This window comes from Flagellimonas meishanensis, assembly GCF_019880545.1.
GTDB classification, from domain to species: domain Bacteria; phylum Bacteroidota; class Bacteroidia; order Flavobacteriales; family Flavobacteriaceae; genus Flagellimonas; species Flagellimonas meishanensis.
In genome coordinates, this window is sequence record NZ_JAINVW010000003.1 from 473,312 (window position 1) to 489,976 (window position 16,665).

Here is a 16,665-nt window from a genome sequence, read left to right on the forward strand (position 1 = left end):
TATGGCGAACACTTCTGACATACGAAAAGGACTTTGCATCCGATATAATCATGATATCTATAAAATCATCGAGTTCCTGCATGTGAAACCCGGCAAAGGTCCTGCCTTTGTGCGTACAAAACTAAAGAGCGTTACCACGGGCAAGGTGGTGGACAATACGTTCTCTGCAGGACATAAAATTGAGGATGTCCGTGTGGAAACGCGGTCATACCAATATTTATATCCCGAAGGCGACACCTTCCATTTCATGAACACGGATGATTACAACCAAATCTCTTTGCAAAAAGATGCCCTGGATGCACCGGACCTTTTGAAGGAGGGAGAAGTGGTGACTATAATCTTCAATGCCGAGGATAATATGCCGCTTTCGGTGGAAATGCCCGCCAGTGTCATTTTGGAAGTCACCCATGCCGAACCCGGTGTAAAAGGCAACACCGCCACCAATGCAACCAAGCCCGCCACAGTGGAAACCGGCGCCCGAATCAATGTGCCGCTTTTCATCAATGAAGGGGACAAAATAAAGGTGGATACAGAGAAGGGTGTCTATTTGGAACGAGCAAAAGAATAACGGGAAATGAAATTCCCAAAAATCCATACCCTAAAGGAAATCGCTGACATTATCAATGCCGAGTACGTTGGCGACCCCGCTTACCCCGTGCTTGGAATGAACGAAATTCACGTGGTTGAAGAAGGTGACATCGTATTTGTGGACCATCCGAAGTACTACGACAAAGCATTGCAGTCCAAAGCCTCGGTGGTGTTGATCAACAAAAAGGTGGATTGTCCTCTGGGAAAAGCACTGCTCATTTCGGATGACCCGTTCAGGGATTTCAACAAGTTGACCCATTTTTTTAAACCTTTCAAAGCTTCGAACAGTTCGATTGCCGATACGGCCCAAATTGGGGAGGGAACCATAATACAGCCCAATGTTTTTATTGGCAACCATGTCAAAATAGGCAAGAACTGTGTGATTCATCCCAATGTGGCCATTTATGATAATTGCGTAATTGGAAATAATGTCACCATTCACGCAGGTACCATATTGGGCGCAGACGCTTTTTATTATAAAAATAGACCCGAGGGCTTTGATAAATTACTGTCCGGAGGTAGAGTGGTGGTTGAGGACAATGTGGATATTGGCGCCTCCTGTACCATCGATAGAGGGGTTACAGGTGATACGACGATTAAGGAAGGTGCTAAGTTGGATAATCAGATTCAGGTTGGGCACGATACCGTGATTGGGAAAAAGTGTTTGATAGCTTCCCATGTGGGCATAGCGGGCTGTGTGGTCATTGAAGATGAAGTTACCCTATGGGGCCAGGTAGGGGTAACCAGTGGAATCACCATCGGTAAAAAGGCAGTCGTTCTCGCCCAGACCGGAATAGCTAAGTCCTTAGAAGGAGGCAAAACCTACTTTGGAAGCCCGGCAGAAGAAGCCCGGGAAAAAATGAAACAAATAGCCCATGTGAAAAGGATTCCAGAAATATTTGAAAAACTGAAAAAGAATTAAAAAAATAAATGTGCAAAATGCACGCAAACCATATTTTTGCACCTAATTAAGTTGAAGCTATGAGCGTTTTGGTAAACAAAGATTCAAGAATAATAGTACAAGGTTTTACGGGAAGTGAAGGTACCTTTCACGCAGAACAGATGATAGAATATGGCACCAATGTAGTTGGGGGCGTTACGCCCGGTAAAGGTGGACAGGAGCATTTGGGAAAACCCGTATTCAACACAGTGGAAGAAGCCGTGAAACAGGTGGGAGCTGACACCTCCATAATCTTTGTTCCACCAGCATTTGCGGCCGATGCCATTATGGAAGCCGCCAGTGCCGGAATAAAAGTCATTATTACCATCACAGAGGGCATCCCCGTTGCGGATATGGTCAAGGCCAATGATTATATTAAGGACATGGACTGTACCCTTGTCGGTCCCAATTGTCCTGGGGTCATAACGCCCGGTGAGGCCAAAGTGGGCATTATGCCTGGGTTTGTGTTTAAAAAAGGAAACGTGGGCATCGTATCAAAATCAGGTACATTGACTTATGAGGCCGCCGACCAAGTGGTGCGGCAAGGATTGGGGATCACTACCGCCATTGGAATTGGTGGAGATCCCATTATCGGTACCACCACCAAAGAAGCTGTGGAACTTTTGATCAATGATCCAGAGACAGAATGTGTGGTCATGATCGGCGAAATAGGGGGACAGCTCGAAGGTGATGCGGCGAAATGGTACAAGGCCAGCGGAAGCAAAAAACCCATTGTTGGGTTCATCGCTGGGGAAACGGCACCAGCAGGACGAACCATGGGACATGCCGGGGCCATTGTTGGAGGAAGTGACGACACTGCCCAAGCGAAAAAAAGAATAATGCGGGAATGCGGAATCCATGTTGTGGATTCACCTGCGGAAATTGGGGCCAAGGTTAAAGAGGTGGTCGGATAACAAACCGTTAAAACTATTTTAAATCCCGTGCAAAGCGGGATTTTTTTTCGGCAAAACCTAAAACAACAACTATATTTGATTGATAACCATTCAAACGAAGACACCTTATGAAAATTTTGGAAGGAAAAAACGTGATCATCACTGGGGCAAGCAGGGGAATAGGAAAAGGGATAGCCCAAGTATTTGCAAAACATGGTGCCAATGTGGCATTCACCTATAGTTCAAGTGAAGCTCCGGCCCGGGAACTGGAAAAAGAACTCAGCGATATGGGCGTAAAAGCCAAGGCATACAAGAGCAATGCGGCCAATTTTGAAGAGTCGGAAGCCCTCATAGCTCAGGTTTTGGAAGATTTTGAAGGAAGGATCGATGTGTTGATCAACAATGCCGGGATTACCAAGGATAATTTATTGATGCGCATGGGAGAGGACGATTTTGACCAAGTGATCGAAACCAACCTGAAGTCCGTTTTCAACATGACAAAGGCCGTGCAGCGCACCATGCTGAAACAGCGAAAGGGATCCATAATCAACATGAGTAGTGTGGTGGGCGTCAAGGGTAATGCCGGACAGACTAACTACGCTGCCTCAAAAGCAGGGATGATAGGGTTCACCAAATCGGTCGCCTTGGAGCTGGGATCACGCAACATACGATGCAATGCCATAGCCCCTGGTTTTATAGAAACTGAAATGACCGATAAATTGGATGAAAAAACCGTGCAGGGATGGAGGGATGCCATTCCATTGAAGCGCGGAGGGTCGCCGGAGGATGTCGCCAATGCCTGTCTGTTCCTAGCTTCCGATCTTTCGGATTACGTAACTGGGCAAGTATTGAATGTGGATGGGGGCATGCTAACCTAAAATGAATGGATTTACGCACGGTACTTTTAATTGTTTTATCAGCCGTTGCTGCGCTTACCATAGTATTTTACCAATATTTTTATAAGGACAGAAAAAAGGGATCCCTCAAGGTCCTGTTGGCCGCACTCCGCTTTGTGGCACTTTTTTCCTTCTTTTTGTTGTTGGTGAACCCGCAGTTCATCACAAACGACTATTTTTTGGAAAAACCCAACTTGGTCGTACTGGTCGATGATTCCAATTCCATGAAAGAAGCAGCCCAGAATGGGATTGTTGCGGACATCATCGACCAAATAAGGACAAACACGGACCTGCTCGATCGTTTCTCTGTGCACCAATATGCCTTCGGCGAGAAGTTGGAGGATACAGATTCACTGTGGTATGAGGAAAAAAATACCGATATAACGAATGCGCTTAGCGCAGTGGATGAAATCTTTGTGAATAATTCCAGTGCGGTGGTACTTTTAACAGACGGTAATCAAACGCTGGGTAAGGACTACCAATATTTCAGCCCATCAAAAAATCTTGCTGTTTATCCTGTTGTTGTTGGGGATACTACCAAATACCAAGATCTTTCGGTAGGTTTTTTGAATACAAACCGATATGCTTTTTTAAAAAATAAGTTTCCTGTAGAGGCCAATATCCATTACAGCGGCCGTGTACCTGTTTCCAAAACGGTGACTGTTACCCTTGATGGCACCACTGTTTATAGGGAGCGCATCAATCTGACTGTTTCAAACAACAGTCATACCCTCAGCACGCTATTGGATGCGAAGGATGTGGGGATCAAATCCGTAAAAGTACAGGTGGAAGCCTTGGAAAATGAGAAAAACCCATTTAACAATGTCAAAGAAACGGCGGTAGAGGTAATAGACGAGAAAACCAATGTGGTCATCATTTCCGATATACTTCACCCGGATATTGGCGCATTGAAAAAGGCAATTGAATCCAATGAACAACGTGTTGTAACGGTGGCAAAGCCCAATTTGCTTCCACAGGATTTGGAACAAGCGGATATTCTGCTGCTTTATCAACCAAACCGAAGCTTTCGCAATGTCTATGAACATATTGCGAAATCGGGGGTGGGCCATTTCACAATTGCCGGCACAAAAACGGATTGGAATTTTTTAAATCAGGCGCAAGAGGGGTATACGTTCCAAAATACAGGTCAAACGGAGGACATACTTCCAGTTCGCAACAACACATTTGGCCTGTTCAGTCTGGATGATTTTGAGGTGGATAGGTATCCACCGCTCAAAGGCAATCTCGGAGATTTGGAATTTAAGGAAGACGTGCAATTTGTTCTTTTTCAAAAAATACGGGGCTTGGAATTGGACATACCACTTTTTACGGTGCTTACCCCCGAAAAACAAAGGCAGGCCATCTTGTTTGGGGAAAATATATGGAGATGGCGGGCGCAGACTTTTCGAAATGATGGAAATTTTCAGCGTTTTGATAATTTTATCGGAAAATTGATGCTTTATCTCTCAAACAATTCTAAAAGAAGTCGACTAGATATTGATTATGCGCCCATTTTTGATAATGCCCAAAGTGCAAACATAAGCGCCCAATATTTTGATGAAAGCTATGTGTTTGATCCCAATGCGACCCTTACCATGAATATACAGGGATTGGACAATGGCTTTGTGCGCGAGTCGCCTTTGGTGCTCAAGGGCAACTTTTATGAAGTTGACCTAAGTGATTTGGAAGCAGGGGAATACAATTTCACCATCGTCGTGGAAAAAGAAAACCTAAAACGTTCCGGGCGATTCAAAATCTTGGATTTCAATCCCGAGAAACAACAGTTTTCCGCCGATTATGGCAAACTGGAGCAACTTGCCCAAAGAACCCAGGGGAAAATATACCTTCCAAAAGATGTTGGGACCATGATTGCCGATTTGTCCACTGTGGATCAATATCGCCCAATTCAAAAGAGCAGGCAAAATGTCGTATCTTTAATCGATTTCCGAATCCTACTCGGATTGATTGCAATGGCCCTCGCTACGGAATGGTTCATCAGAAAATATAACGGACTAATATAAAATAGAATACACATGGATAGATTACCAAAAATTGCTTTGCCGGCCATTGCGGTCATTATTTTTCTTATCATCATCATTTCAAAATCAGCGGTCACCATAGGCTCAGGTGAGGCAGGAGTACTCTACAAGGTATTTGGTGGCGGTGTGGTTACCGATGAACCTCCACTGGGAGAGGGATTCCATCTAGTGGCACCCTGGAACAAGGTTTATGTTTATGAGGTGAGACAACAGGAGGTTTTTGAAAAAATGAAGGTGTTGTCCTCAAACGGGTTGGATATCCAATTGGATGCCTCCGCCTGGTTTCAGCCAAAATATGAGCTATTGGGAAAACTGCACCAGGAAAAAAGCGAGCAGTATAAGGACCGTGTGCTTTTGCCAGCCATACGCTCCGCAGCTCGTAGTGTTGTTGGCCGATATACACCAGAACAATTATATTCCAGCAAAAGGGACGCCATCCAAAAGGAAATATTTGAGGAAACAAAAGCCATTGTGGATGACCAATACATTCAATTGAATGAAATTTTGGTGCGGGATGTTACGCTGCCCAACACCATAAAAGAGGCGATTGAGCGCAAGCTGAAGCAGGAACAGGAGTCCTTGGAGTATGAGTTCAGACTGGTAACTGCCCAGAAAGAAGCCGAAAAGGTTAGGATTGAGGCCCAGGGAAAGGCGGATGCAAACAGGATTTTGAGCGCTTCCCTTACCGATAAGATTTTGCAGGACAAGGGAATTGAGGCCACACTGATGCTGGCACAATCACCCAATGCCAAGATTGTCGTTGTCGGATCCGGCGACGATGGCCTGCCGTTAATTTTGGGAAATAACTAAATAACCCTTTTTTGATAAAAAAATATATTTTACTTTTGGAGTGAAATGAGAAACAACAACACACATCATCATTTGTATCCTTGCCCTCAAGCGAGATAGCGATGTATTGATGTGAAATAATATATGCTGACCCGTTTGAGAAATCAAGCGGGTTTTGTTTTTGGCCCCGTTTGGTTTCCGAACCTAATGAAAACCGTATGACAAAAATTCGTATTGCAGTACAGAAAAGTGGACGTTTGAACGAAGACTCCCTTAAAATACTCAAGGATTGTGGCATTTCCATCGACAATGGCAAGGACCAGCTGAAAGCCACGGCAAGAAATTTTCCTTTGGAAGTATTCTATTTAAGGAACGGTGATATTCCACAGTACCTCAGGGATGGGGTGGTGGATATTGCCATTATTGGTGAAAACGTATTAGTGGAAAAAGGAAAGGACATCATCATTGCCGAAAAGCTCAATTTTTCCAGGTGCAGGGTATCACTTGCCGTTCCCAAATCGGCAAAATATGACAGCATACAAGATCTAAAGGGCAAGCGCATAGCAACATCCTATCCCAATACAGTAAAAGAATATCTGGCAAAGCAGGGAGTGGAAGCCGAATTGCACATAATCAGTGGTTCCGTGGAAATAGCGCCGAACATTGGATTGGCCGATGCCATCTGCGATATCGTTTCTAGCGGCAGTACCCTGTTCAAAAATAACCTAAAGGAAGTCGAGGTCATGCTGAAAAGCGAGGCTGTGCTGGCAGTGTCCCCGAAAATATCAAACGACTGTAAGGAAATCCTTAAGAAAATCCAATTCAGGATACAGTCCGTTTTGCAGGGACGAAGGAACAAATATGTGCTCCTGAATGCCCCTAACGACAAACTGGAGGATATCATCTCAATATTGCCTGGGATGCGCAGCCCCACGGTGCTTCCTTTGGCCGAAAAGGGTTGGAGTTCGGTACACTCCGTAATCCAAAGTGATACCTTTTGGGAGGTTATCGACGAATTGAAACAAGCCGGAGCAGAGGGGATATTGGTCTGCCCAATTGAAAAAATGGTAGTTTAAATGATTGTTTTATGGAGACATCTTTCACCATAAAGTGGATTCCCAAAGAGGAACTGAAAAGTATTTTGCCGCTGGCATACATTCTGAACAATGGAAAAATCCCGATGGAGGTGTTGGAAAGCCGATTGGATGCAATGATTCCCATGGGCTACCAATGCTTCGGAGTGTATGATGGGGAACGTTTGATTGGAATCTGCGGTGTATGGCTATTGAACAAATTATATGCTGGGAAACATCTTGAACCAGATAATGTGATCATCGACACGGCATATCAGGGCAAGGGCATTGGTAATCTCATGATGAAGTTTTTGTTCGACCATGCCAAAGCGATAGGTTGTGAGGGAACCGAGGTCAATTGCTACGCAAAAAACAAGCGTGGGAAAAAATTCTGGGAAAGTCACGGCTATGAACCCCTTGGCTTTCACTTGGTCAAAAGATTTTGATAATGAAAAAAATATATAATCCCGCTGAAGAAAGTTGGAAGAGATTATTGGAGCGACCGACCCAAACCTTTGGGGATATTGAGGTTGTTGCCAAGGAAATCTTTCAAGATGTTCGGGACTTTGGTGATGAATCCCTAAAAAAGTATACCCAAAAATTTGATGGGGTTTCCCTGGAATCCCTGTCGGTGACTGATTTGGAAATCAGTTCGGCCGTGCATCGGTTGGATACCGACTTGAAAAACGCCATTAATCTGGCGAAGTCCAACATTGAGAAATTCCATAAGGCCCAAAAATCGAAAAGAATTGAAGTGGAGACCATGCCCGGAGTCCTTTGCTGGCAAGAAAAGCGACCCATACAAAAGGTAGGGCTTTATATCCCAGGAGGGACCGCACCGCTTTTCTCAACGCTATTGATGTTGGCCATTCCGGCCAAAATAGCCGGATGTGATGAGGTAGTGCTTTGCACCCCACCGAATAAGACTGGGGAAATCAATGAGGCGATTCTATATGCAGCGAAGCTTTGCGGTGTGCATCAAATCTATAAGGTTGGAGGCATTCAAGCCATCGCTGCCATGGCCTTTGGCACAGAATCGGTGCCACGGGTTTATAAAATTTTTGGTCCAGGAAATCAATATGTGACCGTGGCCAAACAACTGGCGACCCAATTTGGCACTGGCATTGACATGCCTGCAGGCCCGAGTGAACTGTTGGTGATGGCTGACGATTCCGCCAATGCCGCTTTTGTGGCCTCAGATCTACTCAGCCAAGCGGAACATGGCGTGGACAGTCAGGTGATTCTGGTATCCACCTCAGAAAAGTTTATCGACTTGGTGCAAAAAGAAATCGAGGACCAGATTAAGGATTTGCCCCGCTCAGCGATTGCAAAAAAATCATTGGCCAACAGTAAATCCATTTTAATGGATAATGATGAAGCGGCGCTTCAATTGATCAATGCGTATGGCCCTGAGCACCTTATCATATGCATGGAAAATGAAGATTTTTATCTCCGTAACGTTCAGAATGCAGGTTCAGTGTTTGTTGGGAACTACACCCCAGAAAGTGCTGGGGATTATGCTTCCGGCACCAATCACACCCTGCCCACAAATGGTTTTGCCAAACAGTACAGCGGCGTGAACCTTGATAGTTTTATGAAAAGCATGACCTTTCAGAAAATCACAAAAGAGGGCATTGGCCACATTGGAAATGCCATAGAATTGATGGCGGAAGCAGAAGGACTGCAGGCACATAAAAATGCCGTATCGCTTAGATTAAAGGAATTGAAAAACAATTAATATCGAGTCAAGCCCAGTCGATATCCTTTTATGAAAAGTAATTTCAACATAGCAACTTTGGTAAGGGAAAGTGTAAAAAACTTGAAACCCTATTCCTCCGCCCGGGATGAATATATCTCTGATGGTTCCAAAATGGTATTCTTGGATGCCAACGAAAATCCGTTCGAAAATGGGGTGAATAGATACCCAGATCCTTATCAAAGGAACTTAAAGGCCATTTTATCTGAACAAAAGGGAGTTTCTGAACAATCTATTTTGCTGGGAAACGGCAGTGATGAAGTATTGGACCTCATCTTTAGGGCATTCTGCGAACCAAACCAGGACAATGTCATCACCTTGCCCCCCACGTATGGCATGTATAAGGTTTTGGCGGGTATTAATGCCGTTGAAAATAGGGAAGTTTTGTTAACTGCGGATTTTGAGCCCGACGTCCCTGAAATTTTGGCCGTAGCCGATGAAAATACCAAACTGCTGTTCATCTGTTCCCCAAACAATCCTACAGGCAATGCGTTTTCCGATGAACACATCAAGCAATTGCTGGAATCCTTCAGGGGACTGGTGGTCATCGACGAGGCTTATATTGATTTCAGCCAAAAGAAAAGCTGGCTTAACAATTTAAAGGATTGTCCCAACCTGGTTGTGACCCAAACCCTTTCCAAAGCTTATGGCATGGCGGGGATCCGCTTGGGAATTTGTTATGCATCCGAGGAGATCATCACTGTGCTGAACAAGATAAAACCTCCATACAATGTAAATCAACTGACACAGCAACAGGCTATGGGACGGATTCTCGACCAAAAAGCCATTCAGCAAGAGGTATCTCAAATATTGAAAGAGCGCGGCGCTTTACAACAGGAGTTGGGAGACTTGGAGTTTGTAAAGGAAGTTTATCCCTCCGACTCCAATTTTGTTTTGGTGAAAGTGGACCATGCCGATAAGCGATATCAGGAGTTAATTAACAAGGGTGTTGTGGTTCGCAACCGTAGCAACCAACCTTTGTGTGGAAATACGCTGAGATTCACCGTGGGAACCCCCAAAGAAAACAAAAAATTGATAGCCATTTTAAAACAAATGAAATAATGGGCAAGAAGGTACTTTTTATAGATAGGGATGGCACCATAATAAAGGAGACGGCGGACGAACAGATTGATGCGTTTGACAAAATCGCATTCTATCCCAAAGCCTTTACTTTTTTGGGAAAAATTGCCAAAGAACTTGATTATGAGCTGGTCATGGTGACCAATCAGGACGGGTTGGGTAGCGATATTTTTCCCGAAGAAACGTTTTGGCCCGTACACAATTTCATATTGAAATGTTTTGAAAATGAAGGGGTCATCTTTGATGAAGTGCTTATTGACCGAACCTTTCCAAAGGATAATGCCAATACCAGAAAGCCAGGCACGGGAATGTTGACCAAATATTTTTCGGATGGATACGATCTCAATAATTCCTTTGTCATCGGAGACAGGCTCACCGATATGGAACTGGCGAAGAATTTGGGCGCAAATGGCATCTTCATAAATGATGAAACCCATCTGGGAACTGGCGAGATAACCATCAAACGGGAAGAGCTGAACCCTTTTATTGCTATGGAAAGCAATGATTGGGAAAAAATTTATGAGTTTTTAAAATTGGAAAGTCGCATTGCTGAAATCGCCAGAAAGACCAACGAAACCGATATCCAAATTAAGCTCAACTTGGACGGCACAGGTAGAAGCAATATCAAAACAGGACTGGCCTTTTTTGACCATATGCTGGACCAACTGGCCCGTCATGGTCAAATGGACCTGGAAATAAGGGTGGATGGAGACTTGGAAGTGGACGAACACCACACCATTGAGGACACGGCCATTGCGTTGGGCGAGGTTTTTTCAAAAGCATTGGGAAACAAATTGGGTATTGAAAGATATGGTTTCTGCCTTCCCATGGATGATTGCCTGGCCCAGGTGGCCTTGGATTTTGGGGGCCGTAGTTGGTTGGTCTGGGAAGCCGAGTTCAAAAGGGAAAAAGTGGGGGATATGCCCACTGAAATGTTCATGCACTTTTTCAAATCATTCTCTGATGGGGCCAAGGCCAATATAAACATCAAGGCCGAGGGCACCAACGAGCATCATAAGATTGAGGCGATATTCAAGGCTTTTGCAAAGTCCATAAAAATGGCGGTGAAGCGAGATGCTGAAAAAATGGTTCTCCCATCAACAAAAGGAACGTTGTAGTGAAATCTAGATTTCTCCCGATGGTCGAAATGACATTAGAAAAATATTGAATGAAGATAATTATAATCGATTACGGCGCAGGTAATATCCAAAGCATCAAATTTGCGATAAAACGCTTGGGCTATAATGCAGTTTTGAGCCACGATACGGAAGAAATACTACAAGCGGATAAAGTCATCTTTCCTGGTGTGGGCGAAGCAAGTTCCGCCATGAAAAAATTAAGGGCCTCCGGCCTCGATGGGTTTATTCCCAAATTGAAACAGCCCGTTTTGGGCATTTGTCTGGGGATGCAGCTCATGTGCCGTCATTCGGAAGAAGGGAATACCCAAGGCCTTGGGATTTTTGATTTGGAGGTGCATAAATTTCCAAATTCCGTGAAAGTGCCACAAATTGGGTGGAACCAGATCATGGGCCTCAAATCAGACTTATTCAAAGGTATCCCTGAGTCGTCCTATATCTATCTTGTGCACAGTTTTTATGCCCCATTGGGAAAGGAGACCATAGCCATGTCGGACTACGCATTTCCGTACAGTGCGGCGTTGCAGAAAAATAATTTTTATGGAGTCCAGTTTCACCCTGAGAAAAGTAGTAGTATTGGAGAACAAATCGTAAGGAATTTTTTGAACCTGTCATGAAAAGTGAATTTTACATATCATCGGATAAGAATCAATTGGACATTCCAAGAATCCATCAAGCGGTAAAAAGCTCCTATTGGGGCGGATATCGCACCTTGGAGATGACAAAACAGACCATAGAGGCCTGCATGTGCTTTGGGGTTTATTCCAAAACGGATGGGCAAGTTGGTTTTGCCCGCGTGCTTACTGACAAGGTGGTCTTTGCCTATTTGATGGATGTGCTCATTTTCCCGCCCCATAAAGGAAAAGGATTGGGCAAAATGTTGGTACAGCATATCATGAAATGCCCCGATATCAAAAACGTACATACCATAGCGTTGAAGACGAAGGACGCCCACAGTTTATACGAACCTTATGGTTTTATCAAGGTGGCGGGGTCGGAACTGTGGATGGCCCTGGACAGAGCAAAATATGATTGAAGCATGAGACTGATACCCGCAATAGACATCATTGACGGTAAATGCGTGCGATTGTCTAAAGGAGATTATGGCACCAAAAAAATCTACAACGAAAACCCTTTGGAGGTGGCCTTGGAGTTCCAAAGCTATGGCATTGAATACCTTCATTTGGTGGATTTGGACGGAGCAAAGTCAAAACATATTGTCAATCACAAAGTGTTGGAAAGCATAGCATCCAAAACCACACTTCAAATTGATTTTGGTGGTGGCCTGAAGACGGATGAAGACTTGCACATTGCTTTTGAAAGCGGGGCCAGTCAAATTACCGGTGGAAGCATTGCCGTAAAGGATCCGGAGACCTTTTTGGGGTGGCTGCAGACCTACGGTCCTGAAAAAATCATTCTTGGCGCCGATGCCACTGACGAGAAAGTGGCTGTTTCGGGCTGGCAGGAAGAATCGGACCAAGAGCTGGTTCCCTTTATACAAGCCTACCAAAAAAAAGGCATAAAATATGTCATCTGTACGGATATTGGTAAAGATGGCATGTTGGAAGGCCCATCGTTTGAGCTGTACCAAAAAATAATTGCCAAGACCAAAAAATGGGAAACCCTGATAACCGGAAGTGGCGTGGAGGATAAAGAGATCATTGGAATCAATTTGATTGCCAGCGGAGGGATTTCAACCTTTGAAGAATTGCCGAAGCTCGAAAAAATTGGCTGTGAAGGTGCTATAATTGGTAAGGCAATCTATGAAAATCGCATTAGTTTAAAACAACTTGAAAGTTACATTCTTGAAAATGGATAAAGCAAGACAAATACAGGAGGAACTCATATGGAATGCCGGCTATCGTATGGATGAAAGTCTTCGTATGATCAGAATCTGCATGTCCGGACTTTCTGAAAAGGATATCTGGGAAAAACCGAATGAATCCAGCAATAGCATTGGAAATCTGATCATCCATCTTTGCGGGAACATTACCCAATATGGTATAGCCTCCCTTCGGAATGAACAGGATGACAGAAAACGGGACGAGGAGTTTTCCGTTTCATCAGGGTATACCAAGGAAGAGTTGGTACAGAAACTGAGCGACACCATTGCGGAGGCAAAAAGGACCTTCTTCGACACCCCTTTGGAGGAGTTATTGCGGAAAAGGGAGGTCCAAGGATTTAATTTTTCGGGGGTTGGCAATATCATCCATGTAGCCGAGCATTTATCGTATCACACGGGGCAGATTGCTCTTTGGACCAAAATATTGAACAATAAATGCCTAGGTTTTTATGATGGTGTGGACCTGAACGCCAAGAACCGATAAAGCCATCCCTGATAACGGAATATGCTTACAAAACGAATTATACCCTGTTTGGATATCAAAGACGGAAGAACCGTAAAAGGGGTCAACTTTGTTGATTTGCGAGATGCCGGTGATCCTGTGGAGCTGGCCCAGCGATATGCCGATGAAGGTGCGGACGAATTGGTCTTTTTGGATATTTCCGCAACGGAACAAAAAAGAAAAACCTTGGCAGAACTGGTCTATCATGTGGCAGAAGCCATCAACATCCCCTTTACTGTGGGCGGGGGAATTTCATCTGTAGAAGATGTGGACATACTGTTGAAAAATGGTGCGGATAAGGTATCTATCAACTCTTCAGCGGTGAAAAGACCGGAACTCATTAATGAATTGATGGCCAAGTTTGGTTCCCAATGTATTGTGGTTGCGATTGATGCGAAACAAATCGATGGAACATGGAAGGTACATCTGGTGGGCGGCAAGGTGCCTACGGACATTGATTTGTTCGAATGGGCCAAAGAAGTGGAAGCCAGAGGCGCTGGGGAAATCCTGTTCACATCCATGGACCATGATGGCACCAAAAACGGTTTTGCCAACGCTGCCTTGGCCAAGCTGTCCAATTTGGTAAACATACCCATAATTGCCTCGGGCGGGGCCGGGGAGGTTATGCATTTTGCGGATACATTTAAGGAAGGAAAGGCCGATGCAGCATTGGCCGCCAGTGTGTTTCACTTTAGTGAGATAGCAATAGCACACTTAAAGCAAGAGCTAAAAAAGGAAGGGATTCCAGTAAGGATATAAAACTGTCATTTTGTGTGTGGGCGAGACTTTTTTGCCTTTACGTCGCACTCGTTTGCTGACAAAGACGGATTCAAAGTGACTTAAGACTGTAGATATGAAAATAGATTTTCAAAAAGACGGTAATGATTTGGTACCGGCCATTATTCAGGATGCCAAGACCAAAAATGTATTGATGTTGGGGTTCATGAACGATGAAGCCCTCCAAAAAACCCAGGACACTGGGAAAGTCACCTTTTTTAGTCGTTCCAAGCAGCGCCTGTGGACAAAAGGGGAGGAGAGCGGCAATTTCCTTGAATTGGTCGACATCAAAGTAGATTGTGATAATGACACACTTCTGGTGATGGCCAATCCAACCGGTCCTACCTGCCATAAGGGCACCGATACCTGTTGGGGAGAATCCAATAAGCAATCCTACGGCTTTTTGACGCAGTTAGAGGAAGTCATTCAATCGAGGAAGGAAAACCAGGATAATGAGAAGAGCTATGTGGCTTCCTTATTTCGTGAAGGCATCAACAAAATTGCCCAAAAAGTGGGCGAAGAAGCGGTGGAAACCGTAATTGAATCCAAAGACAATAACGATGAGCTTTTTTTGGACGAAAGTGCGGACCTTTTGTTCCACTATCTCATACTGCTTCAAGCCAAGGGATATCAACTAGCCGATGTTGTAAAGGTTCTGGAATCCAGACATTAAGGTGTGTGGCCCATGCGTCAACGAAAAAGGCTCCAATTTCGGAGCCTTTTTTCTTTTTTCTAATCCCTTTTTCTGACCTTGGAATTTCCGCTTAGGCGTTCCCGAATTACTTCCGCATCGCCCTTATAGTTTAGTTCGCTATTCCCAGATGCATCTACATCAATTGTTTTGGAAACCGAAAGGAAAGTGTCGCTATCGCCAGACATTGTCAAGATCAGGTCATCCGTGAACAGATCGTAGTCTCGCATTAGGCTATTTCCCGCCAATTTGGCATTGATGCTTTTGGCCAACCCGTAGATGTCCAAAACAGAATTTCCAGTTGCTGTCACAGTCAACCTTTCAGCATCCACATTGCCTGAAAACCAGCTATTTCCGGATGCTTCAATAAATAGATTATCCGTTACCAATAAGTTTTCAAGCTCAATCAAGGAGTTTCCAAAAGTGATAAAATTAGAAATTTCTGATGTAGTGATGTAAGCTTTCAGTGTTGCATTGCCGCGAACGTTGATATTGTTTTCCATCCGTATTTTTAGCGTGCTTCCATCTTTGGTGACAATAATTTTGTCCTGTAGGTTTTCATTGGCCTGTATTTCAATGCGTTCTTCACCGTTGGAAAACGTAACAAAGGCTTCAAAATCACCGGAGACCTGCAAGCCATTGTACCCTGAAAATGAATACTCAACGGTTGAGATTTCGTCCGAAGCCCTTATGGATTCGGTGTCGCAAGAGGACATTAGTAGTGCGGTGGCCATGACAAGGCCAAAAAATAATCGTGATTTCATTTTGATTGATCTTTTAAAATTTTCGTGTTCACAGTCCCGAAATCCTCTCAGGATGGTTCAATTAGGGCTGTCAGATTCCAAGGATCTATTTGACATCGTAACGGGAATCCATCGCAATGGAAAATGATAGCGATTTGCCCTTCCTTTTTTGATGTATAACCTATTATCTTCCGTGAATACTCGTAGTGCTATTATTGATTGTTGTTTTTTGATTGATGCATTCATTGTTATAGTTGTTTTTTGTATCGATTTCTTCCCATATTGAAAATACCCAGCTTTACACCTATTCCCCCTGAAAAGCCATTGATCCTATCCACTGGGCTGTCTACCAATTCAATTCTACTTGAGAAACGATATTTTATGCCTGCCTCCAGTTGTAAGTACCTTGAAATATTAAATAGGGCACTAACGCCTGGCTCTAGAATAAACACGGCATCCACATCATCATTATGGATATCAATATCTTCGTTTCGTCGCACTGCGTCGCCATCAATGTAACCGACGGCACCTGCACCAATGAGCAGTGGAAAGGACAGACTTACGACAGACCTTCCGAAAAGAATAGGCTCAAGATGAAGTCCACCGTAGGCGGCGAACAAGTCTTCATTTCGGGTTCGAGGAGTGAAAAGATTCTGATCCGAATACAAAAAATTACCTGAAAACCCGATTTCAAACTGTCGATTGGCCACATAGGCGATTTTTATGCCGCCAATGTAGGTATCCTCTCCCTCAATTTCCCCGTATGCCGTGGATATGCCAAGATAGACGCCATGAACCACATTGCTCCGATCATTAAAAGTGATGTATTCTTCATTATCGTTTTGGCCTCGTGACATCGTGGTGAGGAGTAAAAAAAATAAGGCTGCAAGTGTTTTTTGATTGTTCATTATGTTAGGTT

At 44.2% G+C, this 16,665-nt stretch carries 19 protein-coding genes; 17 read left to right on the forward strand and 2 right to left on the reverse strand.

Features of this window, described 5'->3' with window-relative positions; translation table 11 throughout:
- Position 1 precedes the first annotated feature (1 nt).
- The 17 genes from efp (at position 2) to hisIE (ending at position 14,985) form a co-directional block, all read left to right on the forward strand.
- Positions 2 to 568, forward strand: a complete 567-nt coding sequence (gene efp, locus K7G75_RS10070; protein ID WP_222984122.1) for an elongation factor P — start codon at positions 2 to 4, stop codon at positions 566 to 568.
- 6 nt (positions 569 to 574) lie between these two features.
- Positions 575 to 1,510, forward strand: a complete 936-nt coding sequence (locus K7G75_RS10075; protein WP_222984123.1) for a UDP-3-O-(3-hydroxymyristoyl)glucosamine N-acyltransferase — start codon at positions 575 to 577, stop codon at positions 1,508 to 1,510.
- A 59-nt stretch (positions 1,511 to 1,569) separates the two neighbouring features.
- On the forward strand, positions 1,570 to 2,442 hold the full coding sequence (gene sucD / locus K7G75_RS10080; RefSeq protein WP_222984124.1) for a succinate--CoA ligase subunit alpha: 873 nt from the start codon (positions 1,570 to 1,572) through the stop codon (positions 2,440 to 2,442).
- 107 nt (positions 2,443 to 2,549) lie between these two features.
- Positions 2,550 to 3,299, forward strand: a complete 750-nt coding sequence (gene fabG / locus K7G75_RS10085; RefSeq protein ID WP_222984125.1) for a 3-oxoacyl-[acyl-carrier-protein] reductase — start codon at positions 2,550 to 2,552, stop codon at positions 3,297 to 3,299.
- A gap of 5 nt (positions 3,300 to 3,304) precedes the next feature.
- On the forward strand, positions 3,305 to 5,338 hold the full coding sequence (locus K7G75_RS10090) for a vWA domain-containing protein (protein ID WP_222984126.1): 2,034 nt from the start codon (positions 3,305 to 3,307) through the stop codon (positions 5,336 to 5,338).
- A gap of 12 nt (positions 5,339 to 5,350) precedes the next feature.
- Complete coding sequence (locus K7G75_RS10095) at positions 5,351 to 6,166, forward strand: prohibitin family protein (protein ID WP_222984127.1); 816 nt, start codon at positions 5,351 to 5,353, stop codon at positions 6,164 to 6,166.
- A 197-nt stretch (positions 6,167 to 6,363) separates the two neighbouring features.
- Positions 6,364 to 7,221 (forward strand): ATP phosphoribosyltransferase, encoded by an 858-nt coding sequence (hisG, locus tag K7G75_RS10100; RefSeq protein WP_222984128.1) that lies wholly within the window; start codon positions 6,364 to 6,366, stop codon positions 7,219 to 7,221.
- Positions 7,222 to 7,232: 11 nt separating this feature from the next.
- Entirely contained in the window at positions 7,233 to 7,664 is a 432-nt protein-coding gene (locus K7G75_RS10105; protein WP_222984129.1) for a GNAT family N-acetyltransferase, read from the forward strand.
- Between the two features lie 2 nt (positions 7,665 to 7,666).
- Positions 7,667 to 8,956: a histidinol dehydrogenase gene (gene hisD / locus K7G75_RS10110; RefSeq protein ID WP_222984130.1), complete on the forward strand. Its 1,290-nt coding sequence runs from the start codon at positions 7,667 to 7,669 to the stop codon at positions 8,954 to 8,956.
- A gap of 30 nt (positions 8,957 to 8,986) precedes the next feature.
- Entirely contained in the window at positions 8,987 to 10,036 is a 1,050-nt protein-coding gene (gene hisC / locus K7G75_RS10115) for a histidinol-phosphate transaminase (protein ID WP_222984131.1), read from the forward strand.
- A complete protein-coding gene (gene hisB / locus K7G75_RS10120) occupies positions 10,036 to 11,172 on the forward strand; it encodes a bifunctional histidinol-phosphatase/imidazoleglycerol-phosphate dehydratase HisB (RefSeq protein WP_222984132.1) in 1,137 nt (378 codons plus the stop codon). Before hisC ends, hisB begins: the two co-directional genes overlap by 1 nt.
- A gap of 50 nt (positions 11,173 to 11,222) precedes the next feature.
- Positions 11,223 to 11,807, forward strand: coding sequence for an imidazole glycerol phosphate synthase subunit HisH (gene hisH, locus K7G75_RS10125; RefSeq protein ID WP_222984133.1), 585 nt, complete (start codon positions 11,223 to 11,225; stop codon positions 11,805 to 11,807).
- Complete coding sequence (locus K7G75_RS10130) at positions 11,804 to 12,226, forward strand: GNAT family N-acetyltransferase (RefSeq protein ID WP_222984134.1); 423 nt, start codon at positions 11,804 to 11,806, stop codon at positions 12,224 to 12,226. The genes hisH and K7G75_RS10130 overlap by 4 nt, the downstream gene beginning before the upstream one ends.
- Positions 12,227 to 12,229: 3 nt before the next feature.
- Positions 12,230 to 13,009: a 1-(5-phosphoribosyl)-5-[(5-phosphoribosylamino)methylideneamino]imidazole-4-carboxamide isomerase gene (locus tag K7G75_RS10135; RefSeq protein WP_222984135.1), complete on the forward strand. Its 780-nt coding sequence runs from the start codon at positions 12,230 to 12,232 to the stop codon at positions 13,007 to 13,009.
- Complete coding sequence (locus tag K7G75_RS10140; RefSeq protein ID WP_222984136.1) at positions 13,002 to 13,517, forward strand: DinB family protein; 516 nt, start codon at positions 13,002 to 13,004, stop codon at positions 13,515 to 13,517. The genes K7G75_RS10135 and K7G75_RS10140 overlap by 8 nt, the downstream gene beginning before the upstream one ends.
- A 21-nt stretch (positions 13,518 to 13,538) precedes the next feature.
- Positions 13,539 to 14,294, forward strand: a complete 756-nt coding sequence (gene hisF, locus K7G75_RS10145; RefSeq protein ID WP_222984137.1) for an imidazole glycerol phosphate synthase subunit HisF — start codon at positions 13,539 to 13,541, stop codon at positions 14,292 to 14,294.
- 94 nt (positions 14,295 to 14,388) lie between these two features.
- Positions 14,389 to 14,985 (forward strand): bifunctional phosphoribosyl-AMP cyclohydrolase/phosphoribosyl-ATP diphosphatase HisIE, encoded by a 597-nt coding sequence (gene hisIE / locus K7G75_RS10150; protein ID WP_222984138.1) that lies wholly within the window; start codon positions 14,389 to 14,391, stop codon positions 14,983 to 14,985.
- Between the two features lie 59 nt (positions 14,986 to 15,044).
- Here hisIE and K7G75_RS10155 read toward each other — a convergent pair whose 3' ends face one another.
- Together K7G75_RS10155 and K7G75_RS10160 are read right to left on the reverse strand one after the other, a co-directional pair.
- A complete protein-coding gene (locus tag K7G75_RS10155; RefSeq protein ID WP_222984139.1) occupies positions 15,045 to 15,767 on the reverse strand; it encodes a head GIN domain-containing protein in 723 nt (240 codons plus the stop codon).
- Positions 15,768 to 15,994: 227 nt separating this feature from the next.
- Complete coding sequence (locus tag K7G75_RS10160) at positions 15,995 to 16,654, reverse strand: hypothetical protein (protein ID WP_222984140.1); 660 nt, start codon at positions 16,652 to 16,654, stop codon at positions 15,995 to 15,997.
- Between the last annotated feature and the right edge of the window lie 11 nt (positions 16,655 to 16,665).